Here is a 20,403-nt window from a genome sequence, read left to right on the forward strand (position 1 = left end):
CCCATATCTTAAGATTGACCCGTGACATAAGCCGCCCATTTATCCATATAAACGCGGCGCTGTTCTAAATAGTCAGTACGACGATAGGCACGTTCTACTTGCCCTCCTACTGTATGACTTAGAATGGTTTCAGCGACCTCATAGGGGGCATCAGTTGTTTCAGCAAGCCAATTGCGTAAACTAGAGCGAAATCCATGGGGACGTGCTTCAAGTCTAGCACGTTTCATATGCTGTAATATATTACTCTCACCAAGAGGACCATGACCGGTAACAGAAAGGATAAAATCACTTTTGGAGAGATAACGGGCTTGTTCAATTACTTTTAATGCTTCAGATGATAAAGGCACACGAAACTCTGTTGTAGCATCACGTCTTCCTTTCATATTCTCAGCAGGTATGGTCCAGATATCACCTTCAATTTGATCTTTATGCATATGACGCAAAGGAAAAGTACGAACCCCTGTAAGGATAAGCAAACGCAAAGCCAAATGTGTTATATATGTTTTTTGGCAAAGTGTTTTATAAAAAGCGGGAATGTCTCTCCAATCCATAGCTGGTATATTTTGTGCTTTATGGAGTTGTTTTCCTAAGAGAGAACGTGCTTTTTCTGTTGCTTGTAAATCAACATCCAAACCCAAAGCAGCCGCATGTTTGAGACAAAGATTGAGACGGGTAAGAGCTCTATTAGCTGTTGCAGCTTTTGTATGCCAAATAGGGGCAAGTGTATTGCGTATCTCTGTTTGTGTAATCTCTGAAACGGGCATACAGCCTAATTTAGGGAGAATATAAAGACGTAAAGGTGAAAACCAATCACAAGCCTTACCATCATCTTTTAATTCAGCTTTACGACTTTCAAAAGCATCCACGGCAATATCTTTTAAGTAATGGAGATTGCGCATTGCCTCACACTTTTGTTTCTCACGTTCTTTAATGGGGTCACGCCCCTCATGCAAAACAGAACGCCATTGATTTGCTAATTCACGGGCTTTTTTTAAAGAAACATTTCGCAACGCACCCAAGCCCATTTCGCGGCGCCGACCATGAATGGTATAACGATAAAGCCATTGAGCACCACCATCTTTACGCTTATGGAGAAGCAAGCCGGCACCATCATTATATTTGCCAGCCCCCAATGTTGCGACAGCCCTTGCATTAAGACGGTTCATAAGAGGCATTTTTACTCCTTTCTTTCCTCATTTTTACCCACACACCAGCCCCGCTTTTGACGTGCAAGCAAGTGATATTAATTGATTCAATCTGAGAGGGTTTGTGATGAGAAAATCTTACTATATTCGGAGTTATGATTCAAGTTGAAAAAGGATGATTTATTATTATAAATCAATGTGTTGCCAGACCCCGGAATACCAATGCGAGGGCGCTCGCAACCGGTGGGGACTTCAAGTGAAAGCCCAAAATCTACATTTTTACGATATTTCTTCAGGCAAAAAAATTCGCTTCAGAAGAAACGTCATGGGTTTTTCTCAAAAACAATTAGGAAGTCATTTAGGCGTAACATTTCAACAAATCCCAAAATATGAAAAAGGCTTAAATCGCGTAAGTGCAAGACGTTTACAAGAAATTGCTCATATATTAGATGTTCCCGTTTTCTTCTTTTATGCTGATAACACGAAAAAAGAAGGCACCCTCTATCATTGTAATGACAGAATAGAAAGCAAAGCAGAATATTTACTTTTGAAAAGTTTCAGAATGCTGACCCGCAAAAACAAAGAGCTATTTTGCAGTTGATTTCTGGTGAAAAAAATGACCTCTTATTTTCATAAATTCACTGAAAGGACAATCAACATCCTTAATAATATTGAAAAGAATTGTAACTGTCTCCCCACACCTCATGAGAACGAAAATTCTTAAATCTAATCTGGTCTGTAAATAATGTGAATTCTAACGAGTTTAACTTAGCAATAGCGCGTTGATTTATAATAATAATCTAACGTTATGTATATTGAATAAATATCCCAAATATCGTAAATTTCCTTCATTTCAAACTTGTTCTATATTGAATCAACCAAAATCTCTTGTTTGCACATTACAAGCGGAGTTGGCGTATGAGTAAAAATGTACAAAAAGGCATACTCTTATTGAATTATCTCACATACCAAGAGCTGTAGCAACATTGGGTACTGGAAAAATGTATGATGGTGCTAACTTTCTCTTTTATTAAACATAAATATGGGGATGTTCAACGGCTTTCCACTCATATGATTCACTTGAAGCCAAAGGCTCACCAAACAAGTCTACGAATATTCCCACACACTAAAAAACACTTAAATATATCAAGAAAGCTTAAAGATCTTATACCACCATACTTCAAATGAAGATATTTTATAGCATAACAGGATTAAAGTAAAAAACAGACACGAAAAAACTATATGTATAACTTTCATAAGAATTTATTTATATAATGGATACTTAAATTTATCCTGTTTGCCATAAATTCTATCATTTAAGGTATGAGGATATGAAGCACGCATACCTCCTTGAAACATTCAAATGTTTTTAGATGTTAAATGTCTTTTTAATTCTTTTTAGGCTTGCTTGTTGAGCCTTTAGTTTCAAGTAAAAAATGGGAAGCCGCTAAAAGAAACCGCTAGAATCTGGCTGTTTACAGACTGAATAGGAAGCTTCGCTTTTAAAGGCGTAGGGAGAAGATCAAATAATTCAACACTTAACAGATAAAGTATTAAAAGATTCCACCAACGCGATACGTCATATTATCCTTAAAAAATTCAAAAGTGTGAAGGTAAACATTGACAGAAGATAAGGAATTCACTTAATGAAAGTGCTCTCTAACGAGCTAATAGTTTAGCGTACAATATTCAATTTTTCAATTCTGAAAGATTAAAAAAACGTATCATTTGATATAAAACAATTTATTGTGCTGACGATGATGATTGGTGTACACAAAATTGAGTTGTTGAAAATCAAAAATATAATTTAATGATGTTCCTTGACCAACTCACTCTCTCCTGAGTATAGCACGAGGAATAAACGTGGAGAGACATGAGGAGTATATAGAAAATGAGTTTTAAAGTTGCAATTGTCGGCGCAACCGGAAATGTTGGTCGTGAAATGCTTACAATTTTAGAGGAACGTGGTTTTCCTGCGCATGAAATTGTCCCTCTAGCATCACGACGCTCATTAGGACAAGAAGTTTCTTATGGAGATAAAACTTTAAAAGTAAAAGCATTGGATACTTACGATTTTTCTGACACAGATTTTTGTCTTATGTCTGCGGGAGGAAGCATTTCCAAAGAATACGCCCCTAAAATCGCTGCTGCCGGCTGTGTTGTCATCGATAATTCCTCCACGTGGCGCTATGATGCCAATGTTCCGTTGATCGTCCCTGAAGTCAATGCCGAAGCTATAAATGCCTTTTCTAAACGTAACATTATAGCAAATCCTAATTGTTCGACAATTCAACTGGTCTTAGCTTTAAAACCACTCCATGATGCTGCAATCATTAAACGTGTTGTTGTCTCTACATATCAATCTGTTTCTGGAGCTGGTAAAGAAGGAATGGATGAACTTTTCGAACAATCACGTGCAGTTTTTGTTGCTGACCCAATTACATCAAAAAAATTCACTAAACGCATTGCCTTTAATGTCATTCCTCATATCGATGTTTTCATGGAAGATGGTTATACAAAAGAAGAATGGAAAATGACTGCTGAGACGAAGAAAATTCTCGATCCGAAGATTAAGTTAACGGCCACTGCTGTTCGGGTCCCTGTCTTTATCGGTCATGCCGAAGCTGTTCATGTTGAATTTGAAAAACCACTAAGCGTATCTGAAGCACAAGCGCTTCTGCGCGATGCTCCCGGTTGTCAGCTTATCGATAAACACGAAGATGGTGGCTATACCACACCTTATGAATGTACAGGAGAAGATGATACCTTTATTAGCCGTGTTCGTGAAGATATCACCGTTGAAAATGGTTTAGCTTTCTGGGTTGTCGCCGATAATTTAAGAAAAGGAGCAGCATTGAATGCCGTTCAAATTGCTGAATTGCTCATTTCTCGCAATTTGATAAAGCCTAAGTCCGTAAATTAATGCCCTATCTGAAAGGATGAAGAGCCCTAGCCGGTCTGTCAAAAGTCCGGCTTCTCTTCAGTAAAATCTTCCCTGCTGAGGATTCATATCGCCCTTTTAAAGGACTGTAATTCGGGGTATTGACAATACTCTGAATATCCATGAATACCTCGCTGCCTTAAGTTAAGCATTGCCGCCTTAATGCCATTTTACGGTACAATAGGATCAGCAGCATAAGCATTTTTTGCTTCATGTTGCTAATCCTTTTTGTCATTCCGGTTGTGAAATTAACTCTACCCTTATCGAGCAGGATAGGTCACAACACGGTAACGCGTTTCATTGCGTTCAAAATTTTTGTAATTGACATTATCCGGAAACAAGGGGTTATAAGCATTCACGCGCTTTACAGAGACTTCTTGTGCTTTTGGCGACGGATTTAAAATTGTTCGTTCATCCCTTTTTTTGACACCTGTAGAATCGATAATCACATCTGTTCTGTAAAATTTTTGCATATTGTTCCGTGTTTTTTGAATCGCCGGAAGATCTCTAAAATCGGAAACAACCTGTTTTACTTTTTCTTTTTTTACTTTTGGCGATTTTATTATGGCATTTGGCTTTACTGGCATCTTTTTAAAAGTAATGGTAGGAACATCGTTGACATTGACATAACGTGCCGATGCCCAACCAACTTTTCCATGATAACCAAGAGAGCACCAAGTTTTATTGGATAGACAGCCATAAATTTGCACTTTTGCTCCCATTGGAACCATTGTGATAACTTTATAAGCTGTCGCAGGACCTGTGCGTAAAGATACCTGACCTGATGCAACACGAGCAACTGTTCCTGCAATAGTTCCAGCTTCCGCGTGAAAAGCAGTCACTGCCACCCCTGACGCTCCCAAAACCCATAAAATCATTGTTGTTGATAAAAATTTCTTTCTTAACATTATTTTTCTTCCTCTCTAAAATATGTGAAGGGCAAAATTTTGCCTTTGCAAAAATTTGCCGCGTTTAAATCCAGTGATCAGCAACCTTTGTTTCCCCCCAAAAGACCCCACAACCTTGCGACAAAATCTCTCTCTATCGCCTACACGAACACGGATTTTTGATCTTGATTGCGCAGTATGTTCCTCATGAATTTACGGCTCAAGCATCATCTGATTGTCCAGTTCTTCAACCAATCGTCCCTTAAAGAAGTTTTTTAAGTGTCATTGGTTCCCTAAACAAATGATGGCAATAAAAGAATTGATTGCCTGAATTACAGAGAATTTCAGAGAATGAATGATGATAAGCCCTCAAAACTACTAAAAATAGAAAGAAAAATAATACTCTTTTAAAATAAAAGTGATTGAATATTCTCTAAAGCTTGTATAACTTTAAATCTGCCTAAAAAATACAGAGTATATTGAAACTTCCCTCAAAAAATCTCTTAGAAAAGAAAGTTAAAAGCTCATGACATTAAATTTTTTTTCTCGTAGTCGGATTATAGGATTATTCCTCTCCCTCTTTGCACTTTTTTTATCTACGGTTTTTGTCATGGCTACAGACAAATCAAAAATCAAACTTGGTATTATGGAAGGGCGGGATGCGATTATTTGGAAAACTGCTGCTGAACAGGCTAAAAAAGCCGGTTTAGATATTGAACTCGTTTATTTTTCTGATTACGCTTTGCCTAATGACGCTGTTAACGCAGGAGAGATCGATGCTAATGCTTTTCAGCACGCCCCTTATCTTAATGAACAAATGAAACAACGTGGCTATAAACTTTCAATTGTCGGCTATACATTTATTGCTCCAATCGGTGTTTATTCACACAAAATAAAAGACTTAAAAGATCTTCGTGATGGTGCACATGTTGGTATTCCGAACGACCCATCTAATGGTGGAAGAGCCTTACTTCTTCTCAATTCTTTAGGTCTCATTAAGTTAAAAGATCCTCATAATATTCTTGCATCTCCACTTGATATTATCGAAAATCCTAAAAACCTGCAAATTCGTGAGCTCGATGCCGGCATGTTAGGGCGAGCTATTGACGATTTTGATATTGCTGTTATCAACACAAATTGGGCTATTGTTTCTGGATTAAACTTCGAAAAAGATGTCGTCGCATGGGAGAGCGCAAAAAATAATCCTTATGATAATATCATCGTTGTACGCACGAGCGAAAAAGATGAGCCATGGGTTAAAAAATTAGTTGCCGCTTACAACAACGATCTTATCCGTGCAAAAATCAAAGAGATTTTTGGCAAAACCGCCCAAACTTCTTGGTAATTGCGCCAAATATCCGAGTAATTGTGAATGGAAAAACCTACTCTTATCTCCTTAAAAAACATCAGCCGTTGTTTTAACAAAACGGCTGGTGTTCCGGTAATTAATAATCTCTCTTTAAATATCCATGCTGGTGAAATCCTTGGCATTATTGGGCGCAGTGGAGCAGGAAAATCAACACTTATCCGTTGTTTAAATGGGTTAGAGAAGATTGATGCAGGGTCTATTTTTTTTGAAGGTGTTGATATTTCAAATCTATCAGAGATAGAATGGGCGCCTTACCGTCAACGAATTGGGATGATTTTTCAACATTTCAATCTTCTCTCATCGCAAAATATTCTTGATAACATTGCATTGCCGCTTAAATTAAGTGGTGTAAGTAAAAAGCAACGCCACAAACGTGCCCTTGAACTGATTGAATTGGTTGGGTTATCTGGGAAAGAATATTGCTATCCAGCACAATTGTCAGGGGGGCAAAAACAACGTGTTGGCATTGCTCGTGCGCTTGCTGCTAATCCTAAAATATTGTTATCAGATGAAGCCACTTCTGCTCTTGATCCTGAAACAACAGAGTCTATTCTTGAGCTTCTTGCCGATATTAATAAACACCTCAATCTTACGATTGTGCTTATTACCCATGAAATGGAAGTTGTGCGCACCATAGCGCATCGCGTTGTTGTTCTTAATCAGGGGAACATTGTGGAAGAAGGACGTGTGAAAGACATCTTTACATCACCGCAAGACGATACAACCATAGCCATGCTCAGGCTTGTCACCCCGCAACTTCCTGAAAAATTTGCGAAAAATCTCAAACCAATCGGGCGAGAAGCTGTCATTGAAATCAATATTGCCGGTGAAATTGCTCAGCAGCCTTTTCTCCATCTTTTGGAAGATGAAAGTGGTTTAAGAGCACGTATTCTCCATGGTGGTATTGATACAGTCCAAGGAGAAACCATCGGGCGACTCTTCTTAGCTCTTCCTGGAGAAGATAAAGAAGCTTTAGAAAAAGCTGTTCAATGGTTAACGAAAAAAGGACGATATTGTGAGGTCTTAGGCTATGTTTAATGTTTTGTCTCATGAACTTCCCCAAGCTGTTATTGATACAATATTGATGACACTTAGTGCTTCTTTTATGGCATTTATTATAGGGCTTCCCCTTGGTCTTCTTCTTCACACAACAGCACGTGGAGGAATTTTTTCTTCATCTCTCATCAATCGCCCTTTAAGCATCATCATTGACAGTATTCGTGCCATTCCCTTTATTATTCTTGCATTTTATCTTCTTCCCGTTACGCGTATCGTTGTAGGAAGAGGGATAGGAATGCCTGCTGTAATTTTTATACTGACCATTTCAGCTATTCCCTTTTATGCACGCATGGCGGAACTCTCTTTTAAAACAGTTGAAAACGGTCTCATTGAAGCGATCCGCTCTATGGGTGCAAGCCGTCTTCAAATTATCAGACATGTTCTTATTCCTGAAGCTCTCCCTAGCCTGATTACAGGTTTTACAGTCATGGTTATTTCTCTCATAGGAGCCACCTCACTTGCTGGATATCTTGGTGGAGGCGGTTTAGGGGATATGGCAATCCGCTATGGCTATCAACGCTATAATACCTTCATCATGACCATTGTCATCATTCTTTTGATCATGCTCAATATTATAACCCAATGGACTTCTGATAAAATCGTACACAAACTTGATAAAACAAAACATTAAAAGATTTAGAATTTCACATGCCGGTACAATCATCCTCTTTGCCACTTTCCAAAGTACTCCCCCCTTGCCTATCGAAAACGCTCATAGAGAAATTAGGAACTTTTTTCTTAAACAGTTTCTATCTCTCCCCATCCGCTTGTAACATGAAAGAAAATAGTTTTAATGGCTTTAATATAAAAGGGGTAAAATAAGAGATCTCACAGCATGTGAGACTCTCTCTTAACATAAAAATGATAAACTATTATGTTAAAATAAGACATTGGTCACGACCTTTCCCAGTCTCAGATAACATATTGAATTTATAATGATAATATGGCGTTATTCATATTGAATGAGAACTCTGAATACCGTACGATCCTCTCATTCCAAATTTGTTCCATATCAAATCAACCAAAACCTCTCGCTTGCGCGTTACAAGCGGGAAGAGCCGTATGAGTAAAAACGATACAAACAAACAAACAAGCAAGCAAGGAAGGCATGCCCTCTTATGAATTATCTCAAACGCCAAGACCTGTCATAATATTAGGGGCTAGCATATAATATGATTGTGCCGGCTTTCTTCTTCACAAGCATAAGATAGGGGTGCTCAATGGCTTTATCATTATACCATTCACAAGGCGCCATTGCGAAATGGGTGTAACGAGCGTTGAGAGATGTTGCGTTAAAATAAGCCCGTGAATTGGCAACGCAAGTATATTCCATTTGAAGCATTCTGTTTTATGTAAGGACTGTGATCCCATAAAAAAACGCTATCAACAAAAGCGTGAAGCAATGCACAATCTTCATTAGAAAACTCCTCTTCAAAACGATCTAGGAAAGATAGCAATTTGCTATGGCTATCAACGCTATGATAGCTCCACTACATCCATCATCCTATAGATTATTCTCAATATTACCATTGAAGAAACTTCTTATAAAATTGTATAAAAATTTTATAAAATAAAGTACTCAAATAATCTAGATATTGGAAGGTTTTTCTTCCACAACAGCAACAATAAGCCATTGAGCCGTAAGAGCTGGTTTTTTTAACTTTTCAATTTCCACCGTAACCCCATAATGGAAAACCACTCGACCAGAAGGGCGAATTTCTGCGTCGTCTAACACAAAACGCGCACGTATCCGTACCCCTGTTTTCACAGGACTCATGAAGCGTACTTTATCAAAACCATAATTAATCCCCATTGTGCTCCCTTCCAACTCTGGAAGAGCCTCATAAGCGAGCGTAGACAAAAGCGATAATGTCAAAAACCCATGAGCAATTGTGCCCCCAAAAGACGTCTTTTTAGCCTTTTCCTCATCAACGTGTATCCATTGATGATCATCTGTAGCACATGCAAACTGATTAATCATATCCTGTGTAACAAGACGCCACCCCGATAATCCCACTTCTTTCCCAATAAAACTGGTGACATCTTGTACTGTTATTTTTTTCTGCATAACGCTATTCCTATTTTATTTGATAAAAGCACCCCCACCTCTTGCTTTTATAAAATCCATTGATTAGAGCATCAAGAATAAAAGATTAATTGTCTTAAAAACAAATACACCTTATGAATGAGAAAAGTTCTTTAGCAGAATATTTTTCAAATGGGAAAAAAGAATGGCAAGCAATGTGAACCTAACAGGTTTAGCGCATGATTTGAAACAACGTGCAGAAAAACATCCCCCCATCCGTATTGGATTGATTGGTTGTGGTGAAATGGGCACAGATTTATTATCAAGTATTGCGCATATGGACGGTATAACAGTCGCCGCAGTAGCCACTAGGACGCCCTCACGTATTTTTGATGCCGCTACAATAGCCTATGGCGAGGATGGACATGTCTGTGAAGTTGAAAATACTTATGCTCTCACGCAAAGCATTGAAAAAAATTTGATTGCAGCAACAGATGATATTAACCTTGTTTTACGTCATGAACAAATTGATATTATCGTTGACGCAACAGGCTATCCCGAAGCAGGAGCAGAAATTGGTATCAAAGCGCTTAAGAATAACAAACATCTTGTCATGATGAATGTTGAAGCAGATGTTACAATTGGCGCTTATCTCAAACATGAAGCAGAAAAACGAGGGCTCATTTATACACTTGGTGCTGGAGATGAACCAACTTCTTGTATGGAACTCATAGAATTTGTTTCAGCCCTTGGACATAAGATTGTCGCAGCGGGTAAAGGAAAAAATAATCCTCTGCTCTTTGATGCTACACCTGATGCTTACGAAGAAGAAGCATTCCGGCGTAATATGAATGTGCGCATGTTGGTTGAATTTATTGATGGTTCCAAAACGATGGTTGAAATGGCCGCTATTGCCAATGCCACTGGACTTCTCCCCGATTGCCCAGGAATGCATGGACCACAAGCGACGTTACAAGATTTAAACAAAGTGCTTATCCCCAAACAAGATGGAGGCATTTTGCAGCAATATGGTGTTGTGGATTATTCAACAGGTCAAGGTGTTTCCCCAGGTGTCTTTGTCATTGCAGAAATAGCACACCCACGTTTACGCGAACGTATGGAAGATTTAAAAATTGGTCAGGGGCCTTACTTCACCTTTCACCGCCCCTATCATTTAACAGCAATGGAAGTTCCCCTCACCTGCGCACGCGTTATGCTTTATGGCAAAAAAGATATGGCTCCTCTTAGCCATCCCGTAGTAGAAGTCTGTGCTGTTGCTAAAAAAGATTTACATCCAGGTGATCAGCTAGACTTTATCGGTCTTTATACTTATCGCGCTTGGATAATGAACATCGCAGAAGCACGCACTCACCATGCCATTCCTTGTGGTCTTTTAGAAAAAGCAACAGTCACAGCTGAAATTAAAAAAAACGAACTCATTACAATACATAATACTGCTATTCGTGAAGATCAATGGATTGCACGTCTTCGTGCTAAACAAGACCTTTTACTTCATTGCACTTCTTCCGCTAAGCTATAAACACTCCTTAATTACCTTACTTAACAATATCCCTTCCTGACACGACTGAACAACCAGAATATACTTGTATGACAAATTCAGGTTTGCTGTTTTAATAAAGGCATTTTCCAACGATGCACATCACCGCATCACCACTTCCCTCTCACAATATGGCCCGTAAATGCTACAATATAAACCGCCCCATGAGGTGGTATAAGCTTCATTGTGTATCACTATCTTTACTCTATAAGGATACAAACCGGATCATCATTTTATTTGCCAATATTACAACAGCCCTTGAGCCTTAGAGATAATTCATTGAGAAGAATTTTTACTCTTTTTTAAATAATTTTATCCATACACGAACACAACTTGTTATACGTAAAAAATACTTTTAATGGATTTAACATCAACAAATTTGAAATGATAAATAATAATTTCTCATTTTTCTTATTGCATGAGAGCCATGAATACAGGGATATTTTTATTTTATCCCCTTATGAAAGATAAAAAAATTTAAAAAGGATCAAAGATACCTTTGATGAATAATCTTCATATGAGAGAAGGTAGACAATATTAAAAGGCTGATAAAAATAATGAGTATACTAGCCTTATTACTAGGAAATAACCATAAACTGTAAAAAAATCTGGTTACACTACTTTGTAAAAAAACATAAACGTATAATCTTAAAATTTAATAATGCTAATAAAAGCTACATTGAGTATTAAGAATAGTGATTTTATCATCAAATACAGTATAAATGATTTCAAGTATTTATTTTTTCAATATAATGAAATGAACAAAAAAGTCATCGACTTTATCGATGATCTTTCTACTAAAGTGTAACGAATATTCCCCAAAGAGATAAAATAGCACCTAATACATCCCCAGTACATAAAGAAGTAAGAAGTGATAAAATACCTATTCCCCCCCAAAAAGCGGAACCTGAAAAAGCAGAAGCTTTTTCAGCTTTCCCTAAAGCAATACCATCTTGTTCCTCAACGCCTTTAATAATAACTCTATCCACAGCTTTAATAGCTACATTTTTTTCTAGTGTAGAAATAGTAATTTCCACTCTCTCTTGAAATTTATTTTTTACAAAACTTGTATTTCCTTCTATAGTTTGTACAAAAAAAAGAATAAATAGTGTAAAAGTGAATGAACATATACGATTTTTAAATATTTTAAACATAGCTTTCTTTGCTCCTCTTTTTCTTCACTGAAAAAATGAAGGAATATTCACATATATAAAAAACAAAACTTATATTTAATCATTTATATAATCAGACATAATAAAATATTATATGTAATTTTGTTATTGCAATATAACACATTATGTATTACATGTAAAGATGCAAAAACAATAAATGATAAAAATATTCCTTTTACACTATAATATCTCAAGATATAAGCAGTAATATTTTGTCATTGTTATTGATATACTTAAAAATAATAAGAATTTGTTAAATTTATTATTATAATAAATATTAAAAAACAAATTAATTTAAAAGTCATATAATAGATATTTTATAAATAATTTAAAATGTAATTAAATTTTAAATAACTACAACATTAAAAACTGTCAACATAATAATATATACTTATATATTATTTAAATAAACATAAAAATTAAATATTCCTTACCGGATTTTTATTATATCTCTCATAAATAAACTTGAAAAATAAAATTGGTAGCGAATAAAAACATCGATCTAAAATAAATCTATCCTAATAAATAAACCATAAAATAGTGTATTATTTTTCTATAAAACAGCTATAAGGTATAAAAAAGCAATTAAGATCTCTATTTTCAAATGGAAGAGACGTTAATAAAATGATTCTCAACTTTTACTGATATATAAAGAAAAAATGCTGCATAGCATCTTCAAAAAGGTACTTCAGCCCCCTTTATCTTATATAGCATAAAGAACACAAAATATTGACTTTCAAACCTAATAAAACAAACGCATAAAATAAGTAAATCTATCATATTTACAAAAAAAATTATAAATAACTCTAGAACACCAACAAATTACCTAAAGTTAAATAAAAAGAGAGTCATGGAAATAATATAATCCTCCAAAATACTGAAAAACAATTTTATTTCTTAATTTTCATAAAAGTTATTCCATATTTTTCGTCAATATTGTATCTTACAGCCATATTTCTATTTTGAGTAATTATATTTACTCTGTATTAGTAACAAATAATTATCTTTGAAATAATTTTGGGGAAGTATTCACATAACTGTCTACAATTTGTGCAAAATAAATAATTGATCAAATGCTTGAAAGAAAAGTGATAGAGAAACTTACTAAAAAATTGCATTTTTTAAATATCAACTTAAGTAAGCACATTAAAAAAATAATGCCATGAAAACTGATATTGAATAATAAATTTATCAACCAATCATTTTAATAGAAGGATACCGATCTACAATAATAATTTATTTTTTTGCATGTTGAATGAGAGAGCTGACTATTATAAGGTTTTCTTAATTTTAACTCTGTTTATATTGAATCAATCAAAATTCTTCGCTGGCAAATCACAAACGAAATCGATGTATGTGTAAACACACCTGAAGGAAGGAAAATATCACTTATGAGATATTTTAACTATCAAGCGCTGTTAACACAATATTGAAAACTGGCAAAGTGAATGGTGGAGCCACTTTTTACTTTAAAAATGTAAGGATAGTGAAGTACAATAGATTTTATATTATGAGGCTTTACCATTATACCACTCACAAACGCCCCGTAAAATGGGATTGGGTGCGTTGCGAGATGTTTCTTTAAAATAAGCGTGTCAATGTGCAACACAATGGCGTTCTGTTTATCATGTATCCAACGGTATTTCTTCTTGAATCATTTTCTAAACTCATCGAGCTCTCTGAGATCGCAAGTTCATCTTACGTAAATTCTTCTCTTTATATTCATTTTTTCTCATGAACACTAAAGTCTGTTAAGACACTATCCAAAATAAAATCAATCAACAAACATTTCTATTCTTTTGTAATATACAGATACTTTAATTAAGATTTTAGAGATCCTGATTGAAAACAAAGTCTGTACTATCGCAACAAATGAAATACTTTGATTATACTTGCTCTATAGTAAAAAGAAGAATATGCAACTTACAGAAAAAATTGCGTTGGTTTTGCTCAATAAAAGCTTCTCTATTTTTAACAAAGCTCTCATTTTTATGCATCCATATGTGATGTAAAAAGACGCCTATTTGCGTTTCTCTTATAGATAGATTAAATAGTGACAGCACCTTTGATCGCTTTGTCTGTGTTAACTTCTCTTTTGGGCAATAATTTATGGTATCTAACACGCCTTTTCTCGCTCTTTTACCTTTGGGCGCACACGAATATCACGGAGAGCACCTTCCCTTCGAAACCGACTGGATTATTGCTGAAGCTTTTGCAAAAACCCTCACTTTACAAACAAAAGAGCAGTTTCATATTGCACTTTTACCAGTTGAAAAGATTGGCTATTCAATAGAACATATGGATGTTACAGGCACACAAACCCTTACCTTTTCCGACGCTATCGAGCGATGGATAAAGATTGGTGAAAACTGTTATCACAAAGGGATCAACCGTCTTCTTCTTCTCAATGCTCACGGAGGCAATTCACCTTTAATGAGCATTGTTATCACCGAATTACGAAGGCGCCTTTCCATGCTCGCTGTAGCAACAAACTGGAGCCGTTTTGGTTTGCCACAAGGTCTCATGGACCCGTCTCAGCAACATCTTGATATCCATGGAGGTTTTATCGAAACCTCTCTTATGCTCTATTTAGCACCAGAAAAAGTCCATATGGAAAAGGCAACAAATTTTCATAATAAACAGGCGGATATGATTGCCAATTATCGGTATTTACGCGCTTATGGTCCTCATGCCTTTGGCTGGACAATGCGAGATCTAAATACGCAAGGTGCGGCAGGAAACGCAAGCAAAGCAACACCACAAGCCGGTGAAGCAATCTTTTCTCATGTTCTGTCTCAGCTTCGTGATTTACTTGATGATATCAATCGATTTAACATAAACACATGGCAATAAAGAACAATAAAAGGTCTCTCCATGGAAACGACACAACCAAAAAAACTTCCCGTTACGGTTCTCACAGGCTATCTTGGTGCAGGAAAAACTACCCTTCTCAACCGCATTCTCAGTGAAAATCATGGCAAACGTTATGCCGTCATTGTCAATGAATTTGGTGAAATTGGTATTGATAATGACCTGATCATTGAATCAGATGAAGAAATTTATGAAATGAATAATGGCTGTGTTTGTTGCACCGTGCGTGGTGATCTCATTCGCATTCTGGAAAGTTTGATGCAACGTTCTCATCGATTTGATGCGATCATTATAGAAACAACAGGGCTTGCAGATCCCGTTCCCGTAGCACAGACCTTTTTCATGGATGATACGGTCCATGAAAAAACAGCTCTCGACAGTGTCATAGCGGTCGTTGATGCAAAGCATTTGCCCTCTCAACTGAAAAAAAGCCGTGAAGTTGAAGAGCAAATTGCCTTCTCTGACATCGTTCTTTTAAACAAAATTGATCTTGTCAGCGAAGAAGAACGTGCACACGCGCAATCGCTCATTCTTGCAATTAATCCTCGCGCTATACTCTATACAACACAGCGCGCCAATATCCCTCTTGAGACACTCCTCAATCGTGGTTTCTTTGATCTCCAACGGACTCTCGATCATGAACCTCATTTTCTCGATCACGAACATACACACCAACATGCCCCCCATGTGTGCGGTCCCGATTGTAATCATGATCATCATCATGCATCCCCCATTCATGATATTACCATCACTTCTGTAAGTTTAAAAACAGGTGCTCTGCAACCAGAAAAGTTTTTCCCTTGGATCCAACAGATTACGCAGCAACAAGGGCCTGATATCTTGCGTCTCAAAGGCATTATCGCCTTTCAAAGAGACGATGATCGTTACGTCATTCAAGGGATACACATGCTTCTTGAGGGACAACATCAACGCCCATGGCGTGAAGGTGAAAAACGAGAAAGTCGCCTTGTTTTTATAGGACGCTCTCTTGATGCTGAAAAATTAAAAACAGGTTTTGAAAATTGCGCCTAAGTGAATGATAATGCCAAACATTACCCATTATGATCTCAAAAGTTATTGCCTTTCCTGCGGTTTTATAGACAATAAACCAGCTTTTGTTTCCGTAGAAGGTTTCATTGTTTTTTTAAATCCAACCCCACAAGTCTTTGAAGTTCACAAAGGAATAATTTCAAGTCATTTTTCCCATGACAATACCGCGATCATCACAGGTGGAGAAGATGGAAAAGTCTGTCAAACAACCGCAGCGGAACATACAGAAGTGCTAAACCAAAAAGAACGCAAATGGATAAACAACGTTGCTTTTGGTCCACAAAAAGCTTTTGCTTTTTCCTCCTCACGTTTCGCATTTGTGCATGTTGGAAAAGAACGACAAGAGCTCACACATGAACGCAGTGTAGAAGGACTCGCTTTTGCCCCAAAAGGTTTACGACTTGCTGTTGCCCATTACAATGGTGTTACCCTTCATTGGTTATCAACGCAAATATCTCCCACCACATTGGTCTGGAAAGGAGCGCACTTTGGTGTCACCTTTTCACCAGACAACCGCTATGTCATTTCCACGATGCAAGAAAACGCCTTACACGGCTGGCGTCTCACTGATAATCAGCATCTCCGCATGAGTGGCTACCCAAGCAAAGTCAAAAGCTGGTCTTGGAGTGCAAAAGGAAAATGGCTAGCAACATCAGGTGCCTCTGCCGCAATTGTTTGGCCCTTTCATACAAAAGATGGCCCCATAGGAAAAACACCATTAGAACTGGGCACACGAGCAAATGCGCTTGTTAGCACCGTTTCATGCCACCCAAGAAAAGAAATTGTAGCAATAGGCTTCAACGATGGAATGATTTTAGCGGCATATTTTCACGATGGAAAAGAAGTCCTTCTAAAAGGTTATGGGAAAAGTGCTATCTCAGCACTCAACTGGGATCAAGCAGGGCACAACCTTGCCTTTGGTAGCGAAAATGGTGAATGTGGTATAATCAATATCACTGATTAAACTAAGCACCACCAAGCACAACCATCGCTGATAAAATGCCTATACAATCCTCCAGAAATCCTAATTCCCCTTGCATCTTTAGAGCTCTCAGAAATCCTACCTCTCTAGTCTCCCCCCAAAGTCTCCTAAATCTTCATAATCATTAAATCTTTCCTCCCCCTTCAGACAAGAAAATACCTTAAACATGTGTTTTAACCTTTTAACATTTCTACCCTTATACAAGAGTAAAAACATCACCCCTAAGACCGAAAACCCCATCTCCCTATACACACCTATATAGGCTACATACTTCCACAAAAACATTTTTCTTAAAAATTCGGAAAAAAATAGCTGATACCATCATTGAGACAACTATTTATTCCTACGATCAGAAGAATGGAATACAACACTATTTTCCTAAATAATTTTTTTTGATTTCCCCCTCTAAAGAGCAAAGTTTCCTACTAGCAGTCTTCTACACTTCAGTTTCTTGCCTAGAAAATTCCATTGAATAATCATTTCATGAAGCTTCTATCACCGCCCTCTGTTCCGGCCTCTCCTTCATCTACGGATTCTGTTTCTCCTCCTTCTGCCCCTGTTGAACCAAAGCCTTCTGAAGCTTCTGACTCTTTAGATTCTTCGTCTCATCTTCCTATATCGCTTGATGTTCAGTCTAATCTTCCAATTAGAGCTGTGGTTCCGCAAGTGTCAACTTATCTTCTTTTGCCAAATGCTTTATTTCATGCTGGTTTAGTGGATATGACCGCGCAAAATAAGACGTTAGAGACAATGCGGAATGCTTTTCATTCCTCTTGGAAGGATGATGAAAAGACAGCCTTTTTCCTGCATGCTTATGGTGGTAGTCATCATTATGCTTCCAATTTATCTGCTTTTGAATATGGCTATGGCGCTGAGCTCGATTATAATGCATTCGAAGCAGGTGTTTTGTTAAACGAGATTGAGAGTTTATATGGCCGTACATTCTTTGGCGCTTTGGGGAACTATGGAAATCTTTCTCTAACCCCTCAGGATGTTAAACAAAGCAAAAAGAGTGCATTTGATAAATGGTCTGTTGCTGCCTATGGAAGTTTACAGCATGATACGGGTTTTTATATCGATGGGGTATTATCGTATGGACTTTTTAAGGGAGATGTTTTGACACTAGCACGGGGCAGGGTTGTGGCATTAAGGGGTAAACAGGTTAGCGGTTCTTTAACGAGTGGCAAAACGTTTGCAACAGGGTATAAAAGTGTTGTTTTTGATCCGCAGATTCAGGTTGTTTATCAGCATCTTCAGTTTAATCAGGCATATGATGTTGATAATCTTGATGTTAATTTAGGCAAATTTCATCAATGATTTAGAGTGCTCATTCATCAGTCTACATATTGAATAAAAAACTGAATATTATAAATTTCTTTCATTTCAAACCTGTTTATATTTCATCAATTAACTCTTTGTCCATCATAAACGAAGCTGGCATATAAAGAAGGACTTCTGAAAAAAGTGGAATTGCTTCTTATGAACATCCTTGAGTGCTCAAATCTGTGCAGTATTGAATGATGAAAAAAGAATGATGATATCCGTTTATTACAGTAATGAAAATAATATACTGTATCTTATCAAAATTTCTTTGGCACCTACTCCTTTACAAAAAAACAACCGTAAAAACACGATAAGCATACTTTACTTTTTATTATAATTTGACCTCAAACTCCCTCTGTTTGTTCTAAAAAATAATTATTTATCCAAAATTCTTAAGTAAATATCCTAAAAAATGGAACAAATAGTATATTAAATGATATAAACGTGCATAAATTTCTAAAATAAAATTCAAAAAAATGCATAAAACTCATAAAGACTAAACTTGTAATCTATAAAAATTAATAAAGAAATGGACAAAATAAGCATCCCCTCTTAAGAAAAACGCCTAAAATCAATCCTCATATACTTTATATTTAAAGAACAACCATCAATATCATCTCTTCTGAAAGATTATGCCACAAACATTCAGCATTCAAGCTTCTCACATTCACAATAAAATTTGTCCCCATATCATAACATCAAAAATTTTAGAAAAATTCCTCATCAAATAGAAGAAAGTATATAATGGGCATCTTCAATCATAAATCAAAGAAAGAATCTATTATAATCTTTGATATCAAAAATAACCATATTGATTGAAGCGAAACAAATTTTAATACATTGAAAGGCAGAAAAATATTCTGCCTTTCATATAAAAATACATATTGTACCTCTTTTAAAAAAGATGGCGCAATCCAGCAGAGAAACTCGCTCCAGAAAAACCAACTTTCTTAAATTTATGCTGATAAGTTACATCTCCATGAAGAGAAAGTTTTGAAGAAAGACGCGCATTAAACCCAAGACCTGCTTCCAAAAAAGAACCAAAAAAACCTAACTGAAAATCGTTTTTAAAAGAAACAAATTGCTTATCTTCAAAACTATGCAAATAAGAAAGCTTACTATAAAAAGAAACGACACGTCCCTCTTCAGAAACATTAAGTGTCTTGCTTAAACGCCCACCAACACGCCCCACCCATTGATGAAATTTTCCTAAATCAACATCAAGATTATCAACATCATATGCCGGATTAAACTGAAGATGTTGATAAACAATCTGAATCTGCGGATCAAAAACAACACCTTTATACCTTGTTGCAAACGTTTTGCCACTTGTTAAAGAACCACTAAACTGTTTTCCCTTTAACGCCACAACCTTGCCCCGTGCTAGGGTCAAAACATCTCCCTTAAAAAGTCCATACGATAATACCCCGTCTATATAAAAACCCGTGTCATGCTGTAAACTTCCATAAGCAGCAACAGACCATTTATCAAATGCGCTTTTTCTACTTTGTTCAACATCCTGAGGGGTTAGAGAAAGATTTCCATAGTTCCCCAAAGCCCCAAAGAATGTACGACTGTATAAATTCTCAATCTCGTTTAACAAAACACCTGCTTCGAATGCATTATAATCGAGCTCAGCGCCATAGCCATATTCAAAAGCAGATAAATTGGAAGTATAATGATGGCTACCACCATAAGCATGCAGAAAAAAGACCGTCTTTTCATCACTTTTCAAAGAACCTCTAGAAGAGCTTCGTATTGCCCTCAATTTTTTATTTTGAGAGGCAAGATCCATCAAGCCAGTATGGAATAAAGCATTTGGCAAAAGAAGATAAGTTGGCACTTGCGGAACCACAGCCCTCATTCCCAGTTCGGGCTGAATATCAGGCTTAACAGGAACAGGTGGAGTAGGAGAAGGTGTTGGTGTAACAGGCACAGAGGAAGAAGATGAAGGATCTGTAGGTATAGGATCACTTGGCTCAGAGGGCACTGACGGAGAAGGTGTTGGTGTAACAGGCAC

Annotated in this window: 15 protein-coding genes and 1 pseudogene; 10 read left to right on the forward strand and 6 right to left on the reverse strand. The window is 36.7% G+C overall.

Annotated features, from left to right (window positions below; all coding sequences use genetic code 11):
* Positions 1 to 8: 8 nt before the first annotated feature.
* On the reverse strand, positions 9 to 1,175 hold the full coding sequence (locus ACFIKU_RS06695) for a tyrosine-type recombinase/integrase (protein WP_375642333.1): 1,167 nt from the start codon (positions 1,173 to 1,175) through the stop codon (positions 9 to 11).
* A 226-nt stretch (positions 1,176 to 1,401) separates the two neighbouring features.
* On the opposite strand from ACFIKU_RS06695, the gene ACFIKU_RS06700 reads away from it, so the two are divergent.
* Positions 1,402 to 1,746: a helix-turn-helix domain-containing protein gene (locus ACFIKU_RS06700; protein ID WP_375657044.1), complete on the forward strand. Its 345-nt coding sequence runs from the start codon at positions 1,402 to 1,404 to the stop codon at positions 1,744 to 1,746.
* Positions 1,747 to 3,036: 1,290 nt separating this feature from the next.
* The gene (locus tag ACFIKU_RS06705) at positions 3,037 to 4,068 is read left to right on the forward strand and encodes an aspartate-semialdehyde dehydrogenase (protein ID WP_375642332.1); all 1,032 of its coding nucleotides are present in this window, start codon (positions 3,037 to 3,039) and stop codon (positions 4,066 to 4,068) included.
* Between the two features lie 278 nt (positions 4,069 to 4,346).
* Here ACFIKU_RS06705 and ACFIKU_RS06710 read toward each other — a convergent pair whose 3' ends face one another.
* Positions 4,347 to 4,994 (reverse strand): SH3 domain-containing protein, encoded by a 648-nt coding sequence (locus ACFIKU_RS06710; protein ID WP_375657045.1) that lies wholly within the window; start codon positions 4,992 to 4,994, stop codon positions 4,347 to 4,349.
* 505 nt (positions 4,995 to 5,499) lie between these two features.
* On the opposite strand from ACFIKU_RS06710, the gene ACFIKU_RS06715 reads away from it, so the two are divergent.
* From ACFIKU_RS06715 to ACFIKU_RS06725, 3 genes are read left to right on the forward strand one after another with little or no spacing between them, the layout of a single operon-like run.
* Positions 5,500 to 6,318, forward strand: coding sequence for a MetQ/NlpA family ABC transporter substrate-binding protein (locus ACFIKU_RS06715; protein WP_375657046.1), 819 nt, complete (start codon positions 5,500 to 5,502; stop codon positions 6,316 to 6,318).
* Positions 6,319 to 6,345: 27 nt separating this feature from the next.
* Positions 6,346 to 7,380, forward strand: a complete 1,035-nt coding sequence (locus ACFIKU_RS06720) for a methionine ABC transporter ATP-binding protein (protein ID WP_375657047.1) — start codon at positions 6,346 to 6,348, stop codon at positions 7,378 to 7,380.
* The gene (locus ACFIKU_RS06725; RefSeq protein WP_375657048.1) at positions 7,373 to 8,032 is read left to right on the forward strand and encodes a methionine ABC transporter permease; all 660 of its coding nucleotides are present in this window, start codon (positions 7,373 to 7,375) and stop codon (positions 8,030 to 8,032) included. Before ACFIKU_RS06720 ends, ACFIKU_RS06725 begins: the two co-directional genes overlap by 8 nt.
* Before the next feature lie 522 nt (positions 8,033 to 8,554).
* Here ACFIKU_RS06725 and ACFIKU_RS06730 read toward each other — a convergent pair.
* Positions 8,555 to 8,734 carry a hypothetical protein gene (locus tag ACFIKU_RS06730; protein WP_375657049.1) on the reverse strand — a complete coding sequence of 60 codons (180 nt, stop codon included), beginning with the start codon at positions 8,732 to 8,734 and terminating at the stop codon, positions 8,555 to 8,557.
* 255 nt (positions 8,735 to 8,989) lie between these two features.
* Positions 8,990 to 9,469, reverse strand: coding sequence for a MaoC family dehydratase (locus ACFIKU_RS06735; protein WP_375642326.1), 480 nt, complete (start codon positions 9,467 to 9,469; stop codon positions 8,990 to 8,992).
* A gap of 163 nt (positions 9,470 to 9,632) precedes the next feature.
* On the opposite strand from ACFIKU_RS06735, the gene ACFIKU_RS06740 reads away from it, so the two are divergent.
* Positions 9,633 to 10,967, forward strand: a complete 1,335-nt coding sequence (locus ACFIKU_RS06740) for an NAD(P)H-dependent oxidoreductase (RefSeq protein WP_375657050.1) — start codon at positions 9,633 to 9,635, stop codon at positions 10,965 to 10,967.
* Between the two features lie 815 nt (positions 10,968 to 11,782).
* Here the strand turns inward: ACFIKU_RS06740 and ACFIKU_RS06745 are convergent.
* The gene (locus ACFIKU_RS06745) at positions 11,783 to 12,139 is read right to left on the reverse strand and encodes a hypothetical protein (protein WP_375642324.1); all 357 of its coding nucleotides are present in this window, start codon (positions 12,137 to 12,139) and stop codon (positions 11,783 to 11,785) included.
* A 2,127-nt stretch (positions 12,140 to 14,266) separates the two neighbouring features.
* On the opposite strand from ACFIKU_RS06745, the gene ACFIKU_RS06750 reads away from it, so the two are divergent.
* From ACFIKU_RS06750 to ACFIKU_RS06765, 4 genes and pseudogenes are all read left to right on the forward strand, one after another.
* Entirely contained in the window at positions 14,267 to 15,010 is a 744-nt protein-coding gene (locus ACFIKU_RS06750; RefSeq protein ID WP_375657051.1) for a creatininase family protein, read from the forward strand.
* A 21-nt stretch (positions 15,011 to 15,031) separates the two neighbouring features.
* A complete protein-coding gene (locus ACFIKU_RS06755; protein WP_375657052.1) occupies positions 15,032 to 16,060 on the forward strand; it encodes a CobW family GTP-binding protein in 1,029 nt (342 codons plus the stop codon).
* Positions 16,061 to 16,070: 10 nt separating this feature from the next.
* Positions 16,071 to 17,042 (forward strand): WD40 repeat domain-containing protein, encoded by a 972-nt coding sequence (locus tag ACFIKU_RS06760; RefSeq protein ID WP_375657053.1) that lies wholly within the window; start codon positions 16,071 to 16,073, stop codon positions 17,040 to 17,042.
* 510 nt (positions 17,043 to 17,552) lie between these two features.
* Positions 17,553 to 18,374, forward strand: a pseudogene (locus ACFIKU_RS06765) (autotransporter domain-containing protein); the annotation flags it as partial.
* A 904-nt stretch (positions 18,375 to 19,278) separates the two neighbouring features.
* Here ACFIKU_RS06765 and ACFIKU_RS06770 read toward each other — a convergent pair.
* A partial coding sequence (locus ACFIKU_RS06770) for an autotransporter outer membrane beta-barrel domain-containing protein (RefSeq protein ID WP_375657054.1) occupies positions 19,279 to 20,403 on the reverse strand: 1,125 nt, incomplete at its 5' end.

Origin of the sequence: Bartonella sp. CM120XJJH (assembly GCF_042194715.1) — a bacterium.
GTDB lineage: Bacteria > Pseudomonadota > Alphaproteobacteria > Rhizobiales > Rhizobiaceae > Bartonella.

Bases quoted from the DNA above. Each gene is read 5' to 3' on its own strand.
- ACFIKU_RS06710 (WP_375657045.1), bottom strand. From the start codon at position 4,994: ATGTTAAGAAAGAAATTTTTATCAACAACAATGATTTTATGGGTTTTG.
- ACFIKU_RS06745 (WP_375642324.1), bottom strand. From the start codon at position 12,139: ATGTTTAAAATATTTAAAAATCGTATATGTTCATTCACTTTTACACTA.
- ACFIKU_RS06760 (WP_375657053.1), top strand. From the start codon at position 16,071: ATGCCAAACATTACCCATTATGATCTCAAAAGTTATTGCCTTTCCTGC.
- ACFIKU_RS06730 (WP_375657049.1), bottom strand. From the start codon at position 8,734: ATGGAATATACTTGCGTTGCCAATTCACGGGCTTATTTTAACGCAACA.
- ACFIKU_RS06735 (WP_375642326.1), bottom strand. From the start codon at position 9,469: ATGCAGAAAAAAATAACAGTACAAGATGTCACCAGTTTTATTGGGAAA.
- ACFIKU_RS06695 (WP_375642333.1), bottom strand. From the start codon at position 1,175: ATGCCTCTTATGAACCGTCTTAATGCAAGGGCTGTCGCAACATTGGGG.
- ACFIKU_RS06720 (WP_375657047.1), top strand. From the start codon at position 6,346: ATGGAAAAACCTACTCTTATCTCCTTAAAAAACATCAGCCGTTGTTTT.
- ACFIKU_RS06750 (WP_375657051.1), top strand. From the start codon at position 14,267: ATGGTATCTAACACGCCTTTTCTCGCTCTTTTACCTTTGGGCGCACAC.
- ACFIKU_RS06705 (WP_375642332.1), top strand. From the start codon at position 3,037: ATGAGTTTTAAAGTTGCAATTGTCGGCGCAACCGGAAATGTTGGTCGT.
- ACFIKU_RS06715 (WP_375657046.1), top strand. From the start codon at position 5,500: ATGACATTAAATTTTTTTTCTCGTAGTCGGATTATAGGATTATTCCTC.
- ACFIKU_RS06740 (WP_375657050.1), top strand. From the start codon at position 9,633: ATGGCAAGCAATGTGAACCTAACAGGTTTAGCGCATGATTTGAAACAA.
- ACFIKU_RS06755 (WP_375657052.1), top strand. From the start codon at position 15,032: ATGGAAACGACACAACCAAAAAAACTTCCCGTTACGGTTCTCACAGGC.
- ACFIKU_RS06725 (WP_375657048.1), top strand. From the start codon at position 7,373: ATGTTTAATGTTTTGTCTCATGAACTTCCCCAAGCTGTTATTGATACA.